At 54.1% G+C, this 18,218-nt stretch carries 18 protein-coding genes; 11 read left to right on the top strand and 7 right to left on the bottom strand.

Annotated elements, in window-relative coordinates; translation table 11 throughout:
- The first annotated feature begins 25 nt into the window (after positions 1–25).
- The 3 genes from ABLO27_RS06885 to ABLO27_RS06875 all read left to right on the top strand — a co-directional run bounded on the left by ABLO27_RS06885 (position 26) and on the right by ABLO27_RS06875 (position 2,126).
- Complete coding sequence (locus tag ABLO27_RS06885; protein WP_353031502.1) at positions 26–460, top strand: DUF1489 family protein; 435 nt, start codon at positions 26–28, stop codon at positions 458–460.
- A 383-nt stretch (positions 461–843) separates the two neighbouring features.
- Positions 844–1,422: a VWA domain-containing protein gene (locus ABLO27_RS06880; protein ID WP_353031500.1), complete on the top strand. Its 579-nt coding sequence runs from the start codon at positions 844–846 to the stop codon at positions 1,420–1,422.
- Positions 1,419–2,126 carry a DnaJ domain-containing protein gene (locus tag ABLO27_RS06875; protein WP_353031498.1) on the top strand — a complete coding sequence of 236 codons (708 nt, stop codon included), beginning with the start codon at positions 1,419–1,421 and terminating at the stop codon, positions 2,124–2,126. The genes ABLO27_RS06880 and ABLO27_RS06875 overlap by 4 nt, the downstream gene beginning before the upstream one ends.
- A 17-nt stretch (positions 2,127–2,143) precedes the next feature.
- Here ABLO27_RS06875 and ABLO27_RS06870 read toward each other — a convergent pair whose 3' ends face one another.
- On the bottom strand, positions 2,144–3,841 hold the full coding sequence (locus ABLO27_RS06870; RefSeq protein ID WP_353031496.1) for a D-alanyl-D-alanine carboxypeptidase: 1,698 nt from the start codon (positions 3,839–3,841) through the stop codon (positions 2,144–2,146).
- Positions 3,842–4,455: 614 nt separating this feature from the next.
- On the opposite strand from ABLO27_RS06870, the gene ABLO27_RS06865 reads away from it, so the two are divergent.
- The 4 genes from ABLO27_RS06865 to ABLO27_RS06850 all read left to right on the top strand — a co-directional run bounded on the left by ABLO27_RS06865 (position 4,456) and on the right by ABLO27_RS06850 (position 8,821).
- A complete protein-coding gene (locus tag ABLO27_RS06865; RefSeq protein WP_353031494.1) occupies positions 4,456–4,788 on the top strand; it encodes a phasin family protein in 333 nt (110 codons plus the stop codon).
- A gap of 397 nt (positions 4,789–5,185) precedes the next feature.
- A complete protein-coding gene (gene clpS, locus ABLO27_RS06860) occupies positions 5,186–5,518 on the top strand; it encodes an ATP-dependent Clp protease adapter ClpS (protein ID WP_352943144.1) in 333 nt (110 codons plus the stop codon).
- Between the two features lie 12 nt (positions 5,519–5,530).
- Complete coding sequence (gene clpA / locus ABLO27_RS06855) at positions 5,531–7,975, top strand: ATP-dependent Clp protease ATP-binding subunit ClpA (protein ID WP_353031492.1); 2,445 nt, start codon at positions 5,531–5,533, stop codon at positions 7,973–7,975.
- Between the two features lie 141 nt (positions 7,976–8,116).
- The gene (locus tag ABLO27_RS06850) at positions 8,117–8,821 is read left to right on the top strand and encodes an SDR family oxidoreductase (RefSeq protein WP_353031490.1); all 705 of its coding nucleotides are present in this window, start codon (positions 8,117–8,119) and stop codon (positions 8,819–8,821) included.
- Between the two features lie 20 nt (positions 8,822–8,841).
- Here ABLO27_RS06850 and ABLO27_RS06845 read toward each other — a convergent pair whose 3' ends face one another.
- A complete protein-coding gene (locus tag ABLO27_RS06845; RefSeq protein WP_353031488.1) occupies positions 8,842–9,768 on the bottom strand; it encodes a formyltransferase family protein in 927 nt (308 codons plus the stop codon).
- A 162-nt stretch (positions 9,769–9,930) separates the two neighbouring features.
- On the opposite strand from ABLO27_RS06845, the gene ABLO27_RS06840 reads away from it, so the two are divergent.
- Genes ABLO27_RS06840 through ABLO27_RS06830 form a run of 3 tightly spaced genes read left to right on the top strand, consistent with a single transcriptional unit; the run spans position 9,931 to position 11,733 of the window.
- Entirely contained in the window at positions 9,931–10,689 is a 759-nt protein-coding gene (locus ABLO27_RS06840; protein ID WP_353031486.1) for an AzlC family ABC transporter permease, read from the top strand.
- On the top strand, positions 10,689–11,045 hold the full coding sequence (locus tag ABLO27_RS06835; RefSeq protein WP_417714755.1) for an AzlD domain-containing protein: 357 nt from the start codon (positions 10,689–10,691) through the stop codon (positions 11,043–11,045). Before ABLO27_RS06840 ends, ABLO27_RS06835 begins: the two co-directional genes overlap by 1 nt.
- Before the next feature lie 37 nt (positions 11,046–11,082).
- Entirely contained in the window at positions 11,083–11,733 is a 651-nt protein-coding gene (locus ABLO27_RS06830) for a glutathione S-transferase family protein (protein WP_353031482.1), read from the top strand.
- 15 nt (positions 11,734–11,748) lie between these two features.
- Here ABLO27_RS06830 and ABLO27_RS06825 read toward each other — a convergent pair whose 3' ends face one another.
- The 3 genes from ABLO27_RS06825 to ABLO27_RS06815 all read right to left on the bottom strand — a co-directional run bounded on the left by ABLO27_RS06825 (position 11,749) and on the right by ABLO27_RS06815 (position 13,106).
- The gene (locus ABLO27_RS06825; RefSeq protein WP_353031480.1) at positions 11,749–12,252 is read right to left on the bottom strand and encodes a hypothetical protein; all 504 of its coding nucleotides are present in this window, start codon (positions 12,250–12,252) and stop codon (positions 11,749–11,751) included.
- 26 nt (positions 12,253–12,278) lie between these two features.
- Positions 12,279–12,707, bottom strand: a complete 429-nt coding sequence (locus tag ABLO27_RS06820) for an HIT family protein (RefSeq protein ID WP_353031478.1) — start codon at positions 12,705–12,707, stop codon at positions 12,279–12,281.
- A 120-nt stretch (positions 12,708–12,827) separates the two neighbouring features.
- Positions 12,828–13,106 carry an ArsR/SmtB family transcription factor gene (locus ABLO27_RS06815; RefSeq protein WP_417714745.1) on the bottom strand — a complete coding sequence of 93 codons (279 nt, stop codon included), beginning with the start codon at positions 13,104–13,106 and terminating at the stop codon, positions 12,828–12,830.
- A gap of 115 nt (positions 13,107–13,221) precedes the next feature.
- Here ABLO27_RS06815 and ABLO27_RS06810 point away from each other — a divergent pair, with 115 nt between their 5' ends.
- Positions 13,222–14,580, top strand: coding sequence for a pyridoxal phosphate-dependent decarboxylase family protein (locus ABLO27_RS06810; RefSeq protein WP_353031476.1), 1,359 nt, complete (start codon positions 13,222–13,224; stop codon positions 14,578–14,580).
- A 197-nt stretch (positions 14,581–14,777) separates the two neighbouring features.
- Here the strand turns inward: ABLO27_RS06810 and ABLO27_RS06805 are convergent, their stop codons facing one another.
- The gene (locus ABLO27_RS06805) at positions 14,778–16,217 is read right to left on the bottom strand and encodes a S1 family peptidase (RefSeq protein WP_353031474.1); all 1,440 of its coding nucleotides are present in this window, start codon (positions 16,215–16,217) and stop codon (positions 14,778–14,780) included.
- 539 nt (positions 16,218–16,756) lie between these two features.
- The gene (locus ABLO27_RS06800) at positions 16,757–18,190 is read right to left on the bottom strand and encodes a S1C family serine protease (protein ID WP_353031472.1); all 1,434 of its coding nucleotides are present in this window, start codon (positions 18,188–18,190) and stop codon (positions 16,757–16,759) included.
- Positions 18,191–18,218 lie beyond the last annotated feature (28 nt).

Raw genomic sequence — 18,218 nt, 5'->3', positions numbered from 1 at the left:
GCTACAGGGCTGTTAGGTCAAAGATATGACCTTGCATCTCGTGAAATTGTGCGTTGGCGCCGACAGTGCTGAATCGTTGCAGGCCTGGATCGACTACCGGGTCGAACAGGCGAGGTTGGCCGGCCTCCCGGAAGAAACCACACACACGACGAGAATGGTGCCGACACGCAAGGATGAACTGTTGGACGGTGGATCGCTCTACTGGGTGATCAAGGGCAAGATACAGGCCCGCCAGCACCTTCTGGACATTCGTCCCTTTACCGATGAGGCTGGCATCAAGCGTTGCGATCTCGTCATGGAACCGCGCCTCATTCTGACCCGGTACCAGCCCAAGCGCCCGTTTCAGGGGTGGCGCTATTTGAAGGTGGATGAAGCGCCGGCCGATATGCGTGTTGCCGGTGAGGCGGCTTCCATGCCCGATGCAATGCGCAGGGATCTGACTGAACTCTGCCTTCTATAGCTGAAACTGAGCACGGGGGAGGACCGGCATCAGGTCGCCTTCAGCCCGTTTCTGGCACAGGTCCAGATGAGGCAATCGGCAAAATTTTCTTCAGGCCATCAAAAGTCATGATGCAATCCCACCCTGTCACCGACTCTCGTGGAAGGTGTGTCAGCAATCTTGTCAAATCGTTCCAACAGTCCCAATTTCAGTAACAGGAACAGGCAGGAAGGACTCGCAGGATGGCAAAAACCAGCGGCACCAAAAAGGAAGGACTGGTTCAGCAGCAAAAAAACAGTTTTCCGTCGGCCGCTTCTGATATTTCCGCGTTTTTGGATAAGGCCAAGGAGATCAAACCACAGCCGGGCAGCTGCGGCAGACTGATATTTGCACTTGATGCAACAATGAGCCGACAACCTACCTGGGACCAGGCTTGCCATATCCAGGCTGAAATGTTCCAGGAAGCCGACAAGATCAGTGGATTGAAAATCAAGCTTGTCTATTTTCGGGGCTTTGGAGAGTGCAAGGCTTCTCGTTGGTTCGAACATGGCGGAGAATTGGCCAACGCGATGGGCCGAATCTCCTGTCAGGGCGGACGAACTCAAATTCGCAAGGTTCTAACCGCTGCATTGGCAGCTGCCGACAAGGAGAAGATCGCGGCGCTTGTCTATGTTGGCGACTGCATGGAAGAGGATGTCGACATACTTTGTGACAAGGCAGGTGAACTGGGTCTGCGCGGAGTGCCAATGTTCCTTTTTCAGGAAGGCAGAGATGCCGTGGCAGAACGTGCCTTTCGGGAAATGGCGCGGCTTACGAACGGAGCCTATTGTCCCTTCGATGCTGGTTCCGCGAGACAACTTGCCGAGTTGCTAAAGGCTGTTGCTGTGTTTGCGAGCGGTGGACATTCGGCGCTGCAAGCGCTTGAAAGAAGTGGCGGGCAGGGTGCTCGTTTGCTGTTGGAACAACTTAAACCGGCCAAATGATCTATCTTCTGATCGGACTGATCCTGCTTCTCGTCCTCCTGCTGGCAGGAAGAAGTTTCGTACAAGCCAATCCGGCAACACTTGCCCAAAGCATCAGGACTTACGGCGGGGTGCTGCTGATATTGATTGCGGCGCTCTTCGCGATCGGCGGGCGGATCATGTTCGCCATTCCGATTTTCGGACTTGGAGTGTCGCTTCTGGGAGCTGCCGGCTTTCGAAAACTGTCCGGTGGCTACAAACCCCGGAAATCAGCGGGGCAACGTTCACGGGTGCGTACCGCCATGGTGGAAATGGAACTGGATCATGATTCCGGAGCCATGACCGGTACTGTGCTTGCCGGCGGCTTTCAGGGCCGCAGGCTGGATGAACTGAGCAACGAGGAACTCCATACCTTCTGGCAGGAGACAGCCCAGGATGAGCAAAGCCGCAAGCTAGTCGAAGCCTATCTCGACCGCCGGCTTGCCGGATGGCGTGAACACTTCCAGTCTGATGGAGCAGAGGGGCAGGGAAGCGCGACGAGCACGGGCCCCATGACAGATGAGGAGGCCTACCAGATCCTGGGGCTTACGCCCGATGCCGGGGACGCGGAAATTAGAGCCGCGCACCGCAGGCTTATGATGCGGGTTCATCCCGACCAGGGGGGCTCCGGTTTCCTCGCGGCGAAAATCAACGAGGCTAAAGACACGCTTCTCAGAAGACATTGACGGCATCCGTTACGCGATTACTGATAGATGGTGAAGCAGGCGTATTTCGCCTTCTTCAGGGTTCTGCAGGCCTTCCGGGCTGCGGATTTCGTTTCGAAGCCTACAAAGCGAGCCCGATAAAGGGTCTGGCCGTTTGCTTCGACGGGTTCGGTGTAGGGTGAGCGGCCTCGCAGGGCTGCTCCAGTTCTAGCCTTGGCTTTCTTCAGCATGGTGATGGCCTGGCCTTCGGTTTCGGCCGCTGCGATCTGCACCTGCCAACCCGGTTCGATGTCGGGGGTGTCGCTGGTTGCGACGGTGACCGTGTCGTCCTTGTCCTCGACTTCAGGCGTTACAGCAACGCTCTGAACACTGGTGACCGGGGCTGCGGGCTCTGGTGAGGCGGCGCCTACAGCAATTGCCGGAACGGCTTCGATCTTTACCGTAGCAACCTCAATTGTCTTTGGCAGGTCGGACGGAGTTGCTCCAGGTGTCGGAGTTCCGAGTTTCAGTGCCTCGGCACGAGCGGCCTGCAGAAGCGCGGTTTTCGAGATCGAGTTGGTGGTCACATTGCCATCCGGGCTTTGCGGCGGGATCGGCGGCAGGGCCGTAGCAACTGCGAAGGTGCTGTCAAAGCGCTGCTTTACGATCTTCGGCGGAACGGGAATGGCATCTCCAAAGCCGGGAACCGTTTGAGGTGCTGTGTCTGCAAGCGCGGCAGCAGCCGCTGCAGGCGATGGGGCGGCTGCGGGTTTGGTTGGTGCCGCAAGAGCAAGAACCATCGGGCTGCCGGTCGCGGGAACTGGTTCACGACCAGGCTTTGCAACGGGTGCAGGCGGGTTCTTGATGGAGGCGGCCACAAAGGTAGGCTGCACGGCCCGCTTGGCGATCATCGGAACGGTTTTCTTGCCGCGACTTGCCTTTGACAGGTAGCGGTTGATGAGCTTTGTCATCTGTGCGTTTCGGGAAGCGCCCGACCTGCCGCCCATGACGACCGCTACGATCTTACGGCCTCCGGTGTTTACCGAAGTTACGAGATTGAACCCGGAGGCACGAATGTAACCGGTCTTGATCCCGTCAACGCCTTTTACGCGGCCGAGAAGCTTGTTGTGGTTCCCGTATGTGCGGCCCTTGTACTTGTACGAACGGGTCTTAAAGTAGCTGTAGTACTGCGGAAAATGTTCCTGGATCGCCCGACCGAGCGTGGCCATGTCCCGAGCCGTGGTGCGTTGACCCGAATTGGGCAACCCGTGCGGGTTACGGAAAGTGGTCTTTTTCATGCCAAGCTGACGCGCAGTGCGGGTCATACGTTCGGCAAATCTTTTCTCCGAACCGCCAATATTCTCCGCCACGACAGTCGCAACGTCGTTTGCGGATTTGGTCACCAGAGCCAGGATCGCGTCTTTGACCTTGATTGAGGTGCCGGCTTTCAGGCCAAGCTTGGAGGGCGGGCGTCCAGCGGCATATTTCGATACCTTGAGTCTGGAATTCAATGAAAGGCGGCCTGCCTCAAGCTCTTCAAAGACGACATATAGTGTCATGATCTTTGTGAGCGAGGCCGGATACCTGTACGCGTCTGCCGAGGACGAATAGAGGGTCTTGCCGGTTTTCGCATCGACAACGATGCCGGCATATTTGGAGTTTGCCAATGCAGCAGCGGGTGCGCTGAGAAGCAGCGCGCCAAGGGCAAGCACCTTGCCAAGGCGTACAACAGCTTTTGCATTGCGGAGAATACGCATACCAAACACAGTTACTATCCCATTTCGGGTCACTTGGGTTCGTTTCCGGAGCGGTAGGGGTCTAATCATTCCCCCGTGCGATTCAACCCATCGCTCCAACGATCTACGAAACATTTGACGGAATCACGGTTACGAATGTGTAAATAGTCGACATAAAAACCACTTTAAAAAATAGATTTTTGTTAGAGTTAATCTTTGGTTAATTCCAAAAGATTGGAAGATACAAATAACCTTGTTGATTAATTCGTGTAGTTTGTCGAAATTTTGCGAGTTTTTCGGTTAATAGTTTGTTTATTTTTGCATATTTGTTGTTTCGTCTTGAGTTAAGTTTGAATAATTCTATTTCATTTCTTTCGATTATTAGCCGGCGTGCGAAGGTGGGATGGAGCTGAAAAGCAAATTCAACTTATCGCATGCACGGTTCTCAGGTGCGCGTTGGAATGTATTTAGAATTAATTTCTCGTAATGGTTGTTTTTGCATTGCAAAATCACCTTGACTTAAATTGTGCGGTGCACTATTTAGGTCCCGTTAGGTAACGCGATATGCGCGCCGGGCAGCCACGACGGGCCGTTGTTGGTCTCTGTGAACCGGTACGCCGGATGAGGTCAGTGAAATGATGAACAGCTTTGATGAGTTTCAGAAGTTGAGCAAAGACAGCATGGACATGGCCATGGAATCCTTCGGCTCCATGAGCAAGGGTTTCCAGGCGATTGCTGCTGAAGTTGCCGACTATCAGAAAAAGTCCTTCGAAGAAGGTACAGCAGCCGTTGAGAAAGTCGTTGCTTCCAAGTCCCTGGACAAGGCTTTCGAAGCTCAGGCTGAATACGTAAAGAACTCCTATGAAGGTTTTGTCGGCGAGATGACAAAAATCGGCGAGATGGTCTCCGACCTCTCCAAGGATGCTTACAAGCCTTACGAAGGTGTTATTGGCAAAGTGGCAAAATAAACGCTGCTTTCCTTGCCGCTGGACGGCAAAAGGACAAAAACCCGGCTCGTCTGAGCCGGGTTTTTTCGTGTATGCACAGATTTGCCCAGCCAATCACAATTCATGCGCAGCTTTTGTCCCGCGTTTCGAATTGCCTTGCTTCCTGATCTTTTAATCGCATTTCAGACACCTACATTCAGCTTTAGCAGAGGTGTTTACGCTCAAAATGCGGCGTTCACCCAAATGTTGATAAAATCGGCCATTGCGCGAGCGCGACTTGCGCGGCAGGATTACCAGACAGATCGTGGTTCGATGAAGCTCAGCTTTGTCGAGATAGCCTCGGGAATGCCGGTAACATCGGACGAACCGAGCGGATAAACTGGTAGTGGCCAGAGTGAAAAAGGCGATAGAAACGGCAATGTCGGCGGGCTCTGATTATGACAATGACGGTGGCGACGCCGGAACGGTTGTTGTCACCCGAACGAAAACAATTACGAAGCGGCCCAATCTCTATCGTGTGCTGCTTTTGAATGACGACTACACCCCAATGGAGTTTGTCATTCATGTCGTGGAGAACTTCTTCCAGAAGAACAGGGAAGAGGCGACCCGTATCATGCTGCATGTTCATCATCACGGCGTCGGGGAGTGCGGGATTTATTCCTACGAAGTCGCGGAAACCAAGGTTACCCAGGTGATGGATTTTGCACGCAAGCATCAGCATCCGCTGCAATGCGTCATGGAAAAAAAGTGAGGACCAACGCACGTGCCTTCCTTCTCACGCAGTCTTGAAAAAGCCCTCCATCAGGCTCTGGCGTTCGCGAACGAGCGCCAACAGGAATATGCGACGTTAGAACACTTACTTCTTGCCTTGTTGGACGACCAGGACGCGGCTGCGGTCATGCGGGCCTGCAATGTCGACCTGGATACGATCCGCCGGAATCTTCTGGAATACATCGAGACCGAGCTGGACAATCTGGTTACCGACAATGACGAGGATTCCAAGCCGACCGCGGGTTTCCAAAGGGTGATCCAGCGGGCAGTCATCCATGTCCAGTCATCCGGACGGGAAGAGGTGACGGGTGCCAACGTCCTTGTTGCGATCTTCGCCGAGCGCGAGAGTCATGCTGCTTATTTCCTGCAGGACCAGGACATGACCCGCTACGACGCGGTCAACTATATTTCTCATGGCATAGCCAAACGCCCGGGCATGTCCGAAGCGCGCCCGGTTGAAGGGGCTGACGAAGAGGATGTTCTTCCGGGAGGCGAGGGCGACAAGAAGTCCAATCAGAAGACCGATGCTCTTGAAGCCTATTGTGTCAATCTCAACGAGAAGGCTACCAACGGCAAGATTGATCCGTTGATCGGCCGCGACAGCGAGATCCAACGCACGATCCAGATCCTGTGCCGTAGGTCGAAGAATAATCCGTTGTTCGTTGGCGACCCTGGCGTGGGCAAAACGGCGATTGCCGAAGGGCTTGCGCACCGTATCGTCAATGGTGATGTGCCTGACGTTCTGGTCGATGCAACCATCTTCTCGCTTGATATGGGCTCACTGCTAGCCGGAACCCGCTATCGCGGCGATTTTGAAGAACGCCTGAAGCAGGTCGTCAAGGAAATTGAGGACTACCCGGGCGCGGTGATGTTCATCGATGAAATTCATACGGTGATCGGTGCCGGTGCGACCTCCGGCGGAGCGATGGATGCGTCCAATCTGCTCAAGCCGGCTCTGGCATCGGGAACCATCCGTTGCATCGGGTCGACGACATACAAGGAATATCGGCAGTTTTTCGAGAAGGATCGGGCGCTCGTCCGCCGATTTCAGAAGATCGATGTCAATGAGCCGACCATTCCGGATGCGATCGACATCCTGAAAGGTCTGAAGCCGTATTTCGAAGACTTCCACAAGGTGCGTTACACGAACGACGCCATCAAGACGGCGGTGGAGCTCTCGGCCAAATACATTTCCGACAGAAAACTGCCGGACAAGGCGATCGACGTGCTTGATGAAACCGGCGCATCGCAAATGCTCGTTCCCGAAGCTCGCCGCAGGAAAACGATCGGTGTGAAGGAAATCGAGAACACCATCGCGACCATGGCGCGGATCCCGCCGAAGTCCGTTTCCAAGGACGATGCCGAAGTTCTGGAAAACCTCGGCAAGGACCTGAAGCGGGTTGTCTACGGTCAGGACGATGCGATCGAGACCCTGGCGTCTGCGATCAAGCTCGCGCGTGCAGGTCTGCGTGAACCGGACAAGCCGATCGGCAGCTACCTGTTCTCCGGCCCGACCGGTGTTGGTAAAACCGAAGTTGCGCGCCAACTTGCCTCTTCGCTCGGGGTCGAACTGATCCGTTTTGACATGTCGGAATATATGGAGCGGCACACAGTCTCAAGACTGATCGGTGCGCCTCCAGGATATGTCGGGTTTGATCAGGGAGGGCTCCTGACCGATGGAGTCGACCAGCACCCGCATTGCGTGCTGTTGCTTGACGAGATTGAAAAGGCGCACCCGGACCTGTTCAACATTCTTCTGCAGGTCATGGATCACGGCAAGCTGACGGACCACAACGGCAAGCAGGTTGATTTCCGTAATGTCATCCTGATCATGACGACAAATGCGGGTGCAGCCGACATGGCAAAAATGCCTGTTGGCTTCAACCGTGTGAAGCGTGAAGGGGATGATACCGAGGCGATCAACAAGTTGTTTACGCCTGAGTTCCGCAATCGTCTGGATGCCATCATTCCCTTCGGCAACTTGCCGATGGAAGTGGTTTACAAGGTTGTCGAGAAGTTCGTCATGCAGCTGGAAGTCCAGCTGGCGGATCGGAACGTTACCTTCGAGCTGACAGAAGACGCCGTGAAGTGGCTGGCGACCAAGGGCTATGATGACCGGATGGGAGCGCGTCCACTCGGACGGATCATCCAGGAACACATCAAGCGGCCGCTCGCGGATGAAGTTCTGTTCGGCAAGTTGAAAAAAGGCGGGATGGTCAAAGTCTCGGTCTCTGAAGACGGCAAAGGCCTGCTGCTTGAAAGCGTCGAAGAGCGAGCATCGCCGCCAAAACCCAAGGCCAAGGCGAGTGCAAAGCCGAAGCCAAAACGCAAACGCAAGGCCGTTGCAAAGACCGCTGCCAAGGACACGAAGTCCTCATCAGGCAAAGGCGGTACCTCCAAGAAAAGCCTCGTGCCCAAAGTGCCGTTGGCTGATTGATCCCAAAAAGCCCCGGAAATTCCGGGGCTTTTTCTTTGCATCCAAACATCAACTCCATTGATCCAATTCATTCGGCAAAATCATTTGCCGATGGCGGCTTCTATGCCTAGCTTCCACTAAAGAGAAACAAGGAGTGGCGGGATGTCCCAAGCGAAAGTTGCACTGATCACGGCCGGCGGCTCGGGAATGGGGGCTGAGGCAGCCCGGCGTCTCGCTGCAGATGGAATGAAGGTTGCAATCCTGTCTTCCTCCGGCAAGGGAGAAGCCCTTGCCAAGGAGCTTGGCGGGATTGGCCATACTGGGTCGAACCTTGTTCCTGACGATCTGCAGTCATTTGTGAATAAATCAATGGATGCTTTTGGCCAAATTGATGTTCTTGTCAATTCCGCAGGCCATGGTCCCAAGGGAGATATCCTGGAAATCTCTGACGAAGACTGGCATCTCGGTATGGACTACTACCTGATGAATGTCATTCGACCGGCTCGTTTGGTCGCGCCGATCATGGCGGGTCAGGCTGGTGGTTCGATCATCAATATCTCGACATTTGCCACGTTCGAGCCGGATCCGATGTTTCCGACGTCCGGAGTGTTCCGGGCCGGGCTTGCAAGTTTCACCAAGTTGTTTTCCGACAAGTTCGCTGCGGACAATGTGCGCATGAACAATATCCTGCCGGGGTTCATCGACAGTCTGCCGGAGAAGGAAGATCGACGTGCGCGCATCCCCATGGGGCGTTATGGCCGGTCGGATGAGGTCTCCAGTCTGGTCTCCTACCTTGCCAGCGATGAAGCCGGATATATCACCGGTCAGAACATTCGCATTGACGGGGGGCTGACACGGTCGGTTTAGTTTCGCCCGGATTATTCCGGTCAATCAAATAGCGCTGGATCAGGAACGATGTGTTGGGGAAACTCCCGGATGGGTTCCTGCATCCAGCTTTTGATGGCACTTGGGAAAAGCGCATTAAAGTCCAGATGTTTCATGGGCGTGGTGTGCCCGTTTTGGTACCACTCGATCAATGATTGAACGGTGTGAAAGGTGAGGTAGTCGAGCCCGTCCATCACCTTGGTATAGTAGTCGATCTTGTTTTCCGGAAAATCGCCGTTGGGCATTCGGATATTGATGACAGGTGATGAGCCGACAATCGGGCCTGAATCCAAGGCTTCGTTCATGAGATGAACTGTCCAGCAGGTCGTCTCGGCATTTCTCGATCTGCTGTCGTCATACATTGCAGGCCCGGCTCCGAAACCATGGGCAAGGTCCGCAGGGTGAAGGTTATAGATACCGAGCTTCGGAGTTTTCAAAATTGGACCGTCGATCAGCTGCCCGTAGCCGCAGCAAATGACCGCATCTGGCTTCATTTGAGAAAATGTCTCGCGAAACCAGTCTGCTTTGATGTCTCCTGTGTAAACTGGAACACCGGCATCCAGAGCAGACCTGATCGTGGAGAATTCGATTCTGCGTTGCACTTCTTCCGGATAAACGTGCCAGATCCGCTTCCTCACTCCGATCTTGGCGTCCGGATTGCCCGCATCGTCGGTCAACAGACAAACAATGTGAAGCTGGTCAGGAAAGTGTCGTGCGTAGGAAAGAAGAGTCTTTAGGGTCAAAAATCCGACTGGCATGCTGCCGATCACCGCAATTCTCAACTTTGAGGGTGTGATGCTGGCGCTCGGGCCTGATGTTGGTTGAATAAACTCTCCCCAACGAATTGAAGTGTCGTCAAAGAAAGTGTCTGCGAGCAGATACTCTTCGAGCAGCTGGTTCAGCCAGGCATCCTTGGCAATGTCGCCCATGCAATTGACCTTCGTTGGAAACAGAGACTTCCAACGTAACCTGTCACGACTGGAATTGCATGGCTGCCATGTGGTCAGCGGGCAGCTGAACAGGTCTTACATTGACAAATTTTGATCAGGGATTTTTATAAGGAGACCTTACTATTTCGTCAGGGGCTGGCCATGTCTCCGCCAGATGGCGTTGCTGCAATCGATAGTGCTGACAATAATCTGCCGGGCAGAGTCTGGATGTTTCGCGGGGCCCAGGCCGCGATGTCGATTCCGGCGTTGATATTGACCGCTGCCTTCATTGGCTATGCAGGGCTTGCACGGGAAAGTGGGCTGTCGCTTGCCGAAACCCTTGCCATGACCGGGCTGATCTGGGCATTGCCGTCGATTGTTGTTCTGACCGGGGCGCTCAATTCCGGAATGGGTCTGATACCCGCCGCGATTGCCGTCGCACTTGCGTCGGTGCGGCTCATGCCGATGACCATAGCGTTTCTGCCGCTGGTCAAGATCCCGGGAAAGACAAAGACCTGGCAGTTGCTGATAGCCTCGCATTTCGTTGCGGTGACTGCGTGGGTCTTTGCAATGAAGAACCTGCCTGATTATCCGAAAGAGGCGCGGCTCCCGTTTTTTGTCGGCTTCGGTTCCGCGCTGACTGGGTTCGTGTTCTGCATGACGGGCATAGCCTATCTCGTTGTTGAAAGAATGCCCGATGTGGTGGCCGGCGCGCTTGTGCTGCTGACACCGGTCTATTTCCTCTGTTCACTCTGGGGAGCGGCACAGTTGAATGCGGACAAGGTGGCGATGGCAGCGGGGCTCGTACTTGGACCAATCGTGTTTCTCGTCGCGCCAGGGCTGGACCTTCTCTGGACCGGGTTGATCGGCGGAACGGCAGCCTATTTCGGTACCCGCCTCATGCGCAGAGGGTTTTCATGATGGGCTCTGTTGCAGACACCTGGTGGTGGCCCTTTGTGATGATCCTGGTTGCCGGCTGGCTCGCAACCGATATTTGGCGCTGGATAGGCGTTTTTGCAGGCGGCAAGCTGCGGGAAGACAGCGAAATTCTGATCTGGGTTCGCTGCGTGGCGACAGCCCTGGTTGCCGGTCTGATTTCGAAATTGATCCTGTTTCCTCAAGGCATCCTGGCAGAAACGCCGCTCTGGCTTCGCCTTGCAGCAACAGGCTTCGGATTCGGTGCATTTTTCCTGTCCCGTCAAAGGGTCATCGTCGGTGTTCTTGCGGCCGAGGTTTTCCTGATTGGTGGCTGGTTGCTGCTTGATAAGGTAGGCTGAGGTCTCCTGGGAAAGATTCCAATTGCAGGAGGCGAAAATGACGGATCAGGTGGAACTCTTTTACGCCCCGCAGACCCGTGCCACCGGTGTGCGCGTGCTCCTTGAGGAACTGGGAGCGCCCTACAAACTGAACGTCCTGAACTTCAAGCTGGGTGAAAACCGTCAACCGGACTATCTGAAGATCAATCCGTCCGGCAAGGTGCCGGTGGTCCGCCGCGGCGATGCAATCATCACCGAGCAGGTGGCTATCTATCTCTACCTTGCTGATCTCTTCCCCGAACGAGGACTTACACCGTCGCTGAACGAGCCGCTGCGCGGACCTTATTTGCGCTGGTTTGTCTACATGGCGTCCTGTTTCGAACCGGCTTTGGTGGACAAGGCCCTAAATCGGGACGAGCCACCTCATTCCATGTCGCCTTACGGAACGTTTGACACGGTGATGGAAACCATGCGGGTTCGGTTGGCAACCGGCCCGTATGTTCTGGGGGAACGGATGACAGCAGTCGATATCATGTGGGCCATGGGGCTGCGCTGGGGAATGATGTTCGGGATCGTCCCGGAACTGGAGGAATTCAAGACGTTCACGGATAGCTACTTTCAGCGGGACGCGCCAAGAAAGGTTCTGGAAGAGGACCAGTCCATGGCTGCGGAGCAGGAGGATGCTGCTGTTCTTGCGGGGATTGCTTGACTTCTGATGATGCGATCAGACTTGCGGGTTCTGATGCAAAGGTGCGCAGCTTACGATCCAGGTTCTCTTCAAGAATGGCAAAATTGCCTGGATGACATCGTCAGCATCGTCAGTTGAAGCGGAACTCCAGTCGAGCCAACCGCCATCGTCACCGATCTCACCGGTCTCCAGGCAGTCGAAATAGACAGAGCACCATTGGTGATAAGAGCTGCGCAGGATCATGTTTGAGGGGACGGAAAGCTCAAGCGTTACGAAGTCGGACTGAGACAACTCATGATCGGAGAGGAGCATGGTCGCGAGGTGTTCCAGGTTTTCAGGTTGGGTCTCATAGGTCCAGACAGGAGGGCAGTTTCCATCGGACAGCCCGAGACGTTTCAGGAACGAGCCGGCATATGTGTATGCAATCCGGTCTTTCGCGGAGGCGTTTATGCCTTTCCAGGTTGGCGTATATTTGCCTGTCTCATCAAACAGGTTGAGGATACACGCCCGCTGAAATGTGAAAAGGCGGGCGTGTTTCATCGGCAAATTCAACAAAAGTATCCGAGTCAGTCGAGTGCTGCGCGGATCCTGGCTGCCTGTGCGGCGAGCAGTTCATTGTCGGCCATCTCCCCGGTATGCGGCTTCAGGGAGACGCCATCAAAGCGCGGGATGACATGGACGTGGGTATGAAAAACGACCTGGCCGCCAGCTGGTTCTGAAAACTGCTGGATTGTCGTGCCGTCGGCATCGAATGCCTTGACGACCGTGCGCGCCATTTTCTGAACCGTAGCCATCACGGCATTCAGATCTTCTGTCGCAATGTCAAAAATATTGCGCGAAGGTGCTTTGGGAATCACCAGAAGGTGACCGTCACCACGGGGCATGATGTCCATAATCGCGACTGTCATGTCGTCTTCGTAGATCTTGTGGCTCGGCAGTTCTCCGCGCAGGATTTTTGCGAAAACATTTTGATCGTCATAGGCGGGAGTTGTCATGGTCCGGGGTCCGTGTTGAGGAGAGTCTGTGGCGTTGCTGGCCGTTGCGCGGAGACTAGCCGTTGTGTCTGCCAAGGGGCAAGGGGGGAAGCCAGGTTCCTTCGTGTGTTCGAATCCGGTCTAACTCACCGTTCGTTTGACCGGCTCAATTCTGGCGGCCTCAGCGAGGCTGGATCCAATCGCCTGCAGGCGGCTTCTGTCGGGCTTGTAAAACATCCAGTTGCCGAATTTTTTACCGGTTACCAGCCCGGCGTCAGCCAGCTTCTTCATGTGTGAGCTCACCGTCGGTTGTGAAAGTCCCGCCTTTTCGGTGATGAACCCCACGCAGACGCCATCTTCCACAAGGTCTCCATCTTTTTGCTCGGGAAAGTGAGCGCGAGGATCCAGAATCCAAAGCATGATTTGAAGCCTGACAGGGCTCGACAGTGCCGACATTGCAGTGGAGCTTGACTCAATATCTATATTGATATTCATCTATATAGAAACTCTTCGATATAGGTGGTGTGATTTGAGCATGGAAAATAGCCTTCTTGAACTCCAGGCGGAAGCCTTTTCAGATGCTGCCAACCGGGGTGTTCGTTATCTCAGACAGATCGGCTCGCGTCACGTTGATGCCGACACCTCCAGAATCGCGGAACTCGGAGTTTCGCTACCGGAGCATGGAAGGGACGTGAAAAGCGTTCTCGACCTGATGGAAACCGTGGGCGGCGAGGGCACGGTGGCCACCGCGGCTGGACGCTACTTTGGATACGTGATCGGTGGTGCGCTGCCTGCCGCATCGGGTGCCAGAGCCCTCCTTTCTGCCTGGGACCAGGTTGCCGATCAGTTGACCGGTCCTTCGGTTCTGGAAATGGAGAAAGCCGCTCTGTCCTGGATTGTTGACCTCCTGCAACTACCGGAAGGAACCTCCGGTGCTTTTACGACCGGCGCGACCATGGCGAACATGACTTTGCTGGTCACTGCCCGGGATACGCTGCTTAGCCGCCTGGGACACGCGCGGGGAGCGGGATTGGTCGGGGCTCCGCAATTGCGCATTGTCGCCAGTCGGGAAATCCATGCGACAGTCTTGAAATCCGTGCGCATGGCGGGACTCTCTACGGATGGGATTGAGTGGGTCGAAGTTGATGGCGAAGGCAGAATGCTCACAGGCAAGATGCCAAAGCTGGACGAACGCACGCTTGTTCTCTGCCAGGCCGGCAACGTCTGCACAGGAGCCGTTGATCCCCTCACAGAGATTGGGGAGAGCTGCAGAGCCGCCGGTGCCTGGATGCATGTCGATGGAGCGTTCGGATTATGGTCGCGCACCGGCAGTTTTCTCAGGCGCGCGTTCGACGGTCTGGAGCTTGCTGACAGCTGGGTCGTCGATTCTCACAAGACGCTGAACACCCCCTATGACGCAGGGGTAGCGCTTTGCCGCCACCCGGAAGAGATGCAGGCGTCCATGGCAATCGGGGCAGGGTACTTGCCGGCGACCAACCCGGGGCCCTCAGACAGGGCACCAGAATTCAGCCGCTCCGCGCGTGGCGCCGAGACCTGGGCGGCCTTGCTGTCTCTGGGACGCCAGGGCGTTTCCGACATGGTGACGCGGTTTCATCTTCACGCGGTACGTGTTGCTCGAGAGCTTCGTGAACTCGGGTTCGAGGTCCCGCATCAGGTTCACTTCAATCAGGTGTTTGCAACGCTGCCCGGAAACGAAGAAATGTGCGCGCAAATTGTCGCCCATGTTCAGGCATCCGGTGAAGCTTGGTTCGGTCCTGCGGTATGGCAGGGACGCAAAGGCTTTCGGATAAGTGTCTCGAACTGGACGACATCTGATGACGACGTGGACCGGCTTGTTTCGGCAATCAAAGACGCGAAAGCGCAGCTGTTATGACAATTTCGACTTCAGGGCTCAGTGAGGTTGAAGCTCGATGAACTGCATGGAAACCAACGTGCGTTGAACGTGTCCTGGCAGCGATTTGTCACATTACGGACGCGGAAAAGCGCTCGTGAGCGATCGCTGTCGAATGCGAGCCGCTTGGGTCTGCAAAACTTGCTTTGCCCCTGCAACATTTCCACGAAATGGAATTTTTAATTGCACAGGACGTGAAATGTCATCGCGCTGAGTTTGGAGGCAATTTCCTCTGGTTGCAGTCGCTTTGTATCACTGGCCTTTTTAGGAATCACTCCATTCTGGTGCAGGAACAGTTGAGCAATAGACCCTCTGATCGCGAAGTTCACATTTTGCGGAATGTCACCTATTGCGCTGGCGACCTCCGTAGCATTCAATTTTGCAACAACCACGCCAACGACGGCGCCACGAGCATTGACTGCAGGTCCTCCCGAGTTGCCAGGTTGCACCGGCGCCGAAATCTGCATGTTGACGCCATTGCCACCCAGACCCTTGAGCGACGTGACCGAACCTCGAGTGACATTCAGGCCACTCAATAGGCCGGTCAAGGGATACCCAGCAACGGTTATGTCTGAATTCAATGCAGCTGGACGATCAGCAAAAACCGCGACCTCTTCGTTCTGGAGGTCTGGCACGTGAATTAGAGCGAGATCGAACTGTTCATCACTTGCGATCAGTGACGCCTCCAGGTCCTTTACAGCTAGCAGTTCACATTCATTGACGACATGAGCATTCGTAAGGAGATGACCCTTGGAAGACACGGCAAACGCCGTGCCGGAGGACTTTTGCCTTTGTTTGGGGGCGTCTGAAGGTTTGCCGCTTTCAGCCATTTCACGGTTGCCGCGAGACTTTCCTTGCTCCTTCTCCAAATTTTTTTCGCCTTCGGCAAGTAGCTCAAGAAACTCTTCACTCATGTCTACAAATCGCCGGGAAGGACCAATTGGTCTGGCTTTTCCTGGTTGTAAACTTGCCATTACGAGGTTCAGTCGATCGAATTCGTCATGGTTCGCAAAAAATGAAACTGTTTTCCAGGCGCGCTTGAGTTTGGTTGAGAAGGAATACACAAGACCGTTTTCTGTTTCGGCAAAGGTGATCCAGAAATCCTTTTCCCGAACCCTTTTGGCAAACTTGACATCGTCTTCGTCAGGAAGATGGTATTCTTGCATGCGAGCCGCTTCATCAAGCGACTCATAGACATATAAGCCGCCTGAATAATACTTGCGGTAGCCGTCGATTTCGCTTTGCTCGACAATGGTCAGGGTTGGCGTGAGGATGGAAATATCGACACCATCAAAATAGTTGTACTCCCATCCGTGCAGTCTGAATTCGATTACCGTCTGCGCAACCAAATAGAGTGCTGAGAAGTTTGTGGGTTTGCCCGGGTCGATCTGCATCTTTTCGTTGTAGTTTTCCAAAGCCTCTTGGCTCCTGGAGTCCCAGGTGCCATCGAGCGCTGAGAAATAGACGCCTTGGAATGCCAAGCCGGCTTGTACAAACCGCCGTTCTGAGAAGGACAAGTACTCGGGATCAAAAGTCGCGTTTGCGTCGTGAAAGCTCTCGGAACTTACCGGGCTAGTCAGACCAAACAACACAATGAGCGAAGTAATCAGATATCGCATTTTCCGCCCCACAGACAATCACCCAAGTTTCCTCAATATGGCGCAGCTAAACTCAGGGCTGCAAGACGTTGTCAGATCTTTTTTGAGAGTTGTAATATTCCTTACACATTGTTTTTTCGAGGAAAAATAGACCGTGGAAGGGGATGCGCTCAGCGGAAGTTTGGTGAGCGTGTATTGAACAGCTTGGTAACTCGTTGTCTGGCTGTAGGTTCGACGGCGTACTTTTAGAGACAGCAAGATCGGTGTTCCTGAAAACCGATGGGGTTCATTGGAAACTTCCCAGATTTGCGCCAGGTTCATGAGAACAAGAGTGCTGGGATAATTTGAGGCTAGATCCCGTCGGCAGGAGTGAACGTTTGGCCCGCGTCAGCTTTCCTGTGTCCAGTTCTTTTCCTAAGTCCCTGCGTTTGAAGTTGGCGAGTTGGGGGCGACGAAAGAGTGATATATTTCCTGTGCTGAACCAGCAGCGCGTCTATTGACGAACGTCGGAAGTCGCTTCGGTTCACTCCAGCGAAATTCGAACTCTTCGAAATGGAGAGTCAGTTGCACTTTACGAGATGGGTAATGCTGCTGAGGTTCGACGCAATCTCCTCAGGTTCAAGCAAGTTGTCATTCCCAGCATTCTTTGGCGTAATCCCGTTCTGGTGCAGGAACAATTGGGCAAACGTTCCTCTTATCGCGAAATTTACGTTTTGAGGAATGTCGCCAATCACACTCGCCACATCGGCACCACTCAAAGAGGCAACAACCACGCCGACAATGGCGCCTTGAGCATTGACTGCAGGACCTCCCGAATTTCCGGGTTGCAACGGTGCTGAAATTTGCATTGTGACGCCGTCTCCAGCGAGACCTTTGAGAGAGGTTACCGAGCCTCGCGTAACATTCAGTCCGCCGAGCAAACCTGACAATGGATATCCAGCGACTGTAACATCGGAATTCAGTGTGGCAGGTGTTGTCGCAAACGTGGCGATACTGTTGACCTGCAAGTCCGGGACTTGCAGGAGTGCCAAATCGAATTGTTCGTCGCTTGCAATTACCGAAGCTGGATGGCCCTTCACTTCAAGTGTTTCACATTCTCTCACAACGTGTGCATTCGTCAGCAGGTGTCCTTCCAGCGAAACAATGAAACCCGTTCCGGTGCTTGAGACGGGTTCTTTGTCCTCCTGCTGTTGCTCGGCCTTCGCGATTTGCTCGCTGCGAGCCCGTTCCTCGGCTTCTTTCTCTTCCAGTTTCTCCTCGAAACTGTTGGTCAGCAGTGTAAATCGGCGAGAAACGGATATGAGACCCGGACTACCTTTCCTGATCGTTGGAAGGATGAGGTTTAATCGGCCAAGATCTTCTTCTGGAGCCGATATGAGAAACGTTGACCAGCGGTTTCCAACTCGCGTTGAGTCCACGACTTGGACGCCGTTTCCTACCCTGAGAATGGTACTCCAGTGATAGCTGGATTTTTGTCTTGAGATTTCGCCGCCGTTTTCCGCCACATGTTCATGAAACCTGCGCATCGACGTTTTGGATTGTCTCGAATAATAGATCTTCAAGCCTGTGCTAGTGCCTTTGTATCGACCTTGTGGAGCACTTCCGGGTTTTTCTTCTACAAGCTCCAGATCCGGCGCAAAGAACGAAACGTTGGAGTCCGTCAGATGAAATTCACCCCAGTCATTCGTCCTGAATTCTATGACTGTGTCGGCAACCAGCAACATCACGACCCAATTCGGAACGTATCTTGAGTCGGATATGTTTTCGCTTCTCTCAAAGTAGTTCTTTAGAGCTCTCGCGCTATTTCGACCCCAAATGCCATCAAGTTCGTCGAAATAGTCCCTGGTCAAGGAAAGAGCCGCCTGAACGAGAATTCTTTCGGATTTGCTGAGTAACTTCGGATCGAAACGTCCGTCAGGATCATTGAAGTTCATGGCGAATGCGCTGCTGACAAAACTGAAAGTGATAATCCAAGCTAAGAGCAGTGCGCGCATTGCAATCCCTGTGGTGTAAAGAACTGAT

It is taken from the genome of Roseibium sp. SCP15 (assembly GCF_040329435.1).
Taxonomy (GTDB): Bacteria; Pseudomonadota; Alphaproteobacteria; order Rhizobiales; family Stappiaceae; genus Roseibium.
Note: the sequence above shows the minus strand (reverse complement) of the source record. Positions and strands in the feature narration are given on the sequence as shown.